The organism is Streptomyces sp. C, assembly GCF_000158895.1.
GTDB classification, from domain to species: Bacteria; Actinomycetota; Actinomycetes; order Streptomycetales; family Streptomycetaceae; genus Streptomyces; species Streptomyces racemochromogenes.
The window spans coordinates 4,967,726-4,968,946 of sequence record NZ_GG657750.1 but is presented as its reverse complement, the minus strand read 5'-3'; the positions used below and the strand labels follow the sequence as shown (position 1 = coordinate 4,968,946).

General features: G+C 76.2%; 1 protein-coding gene and 1 pseudogene. Both read right to left on the bottom strand.

Annotated elements, in window-relative coordinates; all coding sequences use genetic code 11:
* Window positions 1-253 (bottom strand): TadE/TadG family type IV pilus assembly protein (locus SSNG_RS22545; RefSeq protein WP_206731323.1); only part of this gene is annotated, 253 nt, incomplete at its 3' end.
* Window positions 254-256: 3 nt separating this feature from the next.
* Window positions 257-1,221, bottom strand: a pseudogene (locus SSNG_RS22540) (AAA family ATPase); the annotation flags it as partial.

The window sequence follows — 1,221 nt, the reverse complement described above, 5'->3', positions numbered from 1 at the left end:
CGGCCCGCACCGGGTCGTGAGGTTTCCACGCGCCCCCGATGTGCTCGGCGGCGGCCGCCGAGCACGCCCCGTCCCCCCGTACCGCCCCCGCGCGCGCCGCCTCGTCGGCCGCGTTCCCGGCCAGGGAGAACGCGTAGCCGATCAGCACGCACTCCCACACCGCCGCGACGAGCAGCAGGATCAGCGGCACCATGCCCACGAACTCCAGGGCCACCTGCCCCCGGTCCCCGCCCCGGTACCGCCCCCGGCGCACGCGTCAGCCCTCCCGGCCGCGCCGCAGCCGGGCCACGGGGCCGGCCGCCCGGACGGCGAGGGCGGAGCCGGTGCCCCGCTGCGCCGGGACCGGTGCCCCGTCCGGGGCCGAGAGGAGGCCGAGCTCGCCGGCCACCGCCCACAGGGCCTGTTTCACCGTCGAGCGGTTGTCGAGGTCCTGGACCCGGCCCGCGTCCACCACGGCCTGGAGTTCCTTGAAGGCGGCGGGGACCGGGGTGCGGACCGGCCGGGTCTTGGTGATCTTCTCGATCAGCGAGGGCTGTATCTCGGTGTGCTTGCTCCAGCGGTTGACGACCACCGCGGTGTCCTCGGCCTTGCGCACCTGGAGCCGCTCCCACATGCGGACCATCCGCTTGGCCGCGCGTACGCAGACCACGTCGGGGGTGGTGACCCAGTACCCGCCGTGTCAGCCTGTTCCACGGCGGCGGCGTTGGCTCCGGTGACCTGGCTGCCGCAGTCGACGACGACCAGCTCGTAGCGGGCGCGCAGGGCGCCGATGACCTGGCGGGCGGCGCGTTCGTCGACCTCCTCGCCCCGCTCGCCCTCCGCCGGGGCCAGCAGCAGCGCCAGCCCGGTGCGGTCCTCGTAGACGGCGTCCTGGAGGACGCGCGGGGAGATGTCCTGGATGCCGGCGAGGTCGGCGATGGAGCGGCGGAACTGCACGTCGAGGTAGGAGCCGACGTCCCCGGCCTGGAGGTCGAGGTCGACGAGCGCCGTGCGCCGGCCCGAGGCGGCCGCGGCGAGGGCGAACTGGACGGCGGTGAAGGTGGTGCCGACGCCGCCCTTGGCCCCGGTGACGGTGACGACCCGGCCGCCCGGGCCGGTGAAGGCCTCCGCGCCGCCGCCCAGGTGGCGGCGTACGCCGACGGCCCACAGGGCGGCGGCCTGGACGCGGGCGCTCAGCTCCTCGTACGAGAGGGGCAGGGTGATCAGGCCGCGCGCACCGGA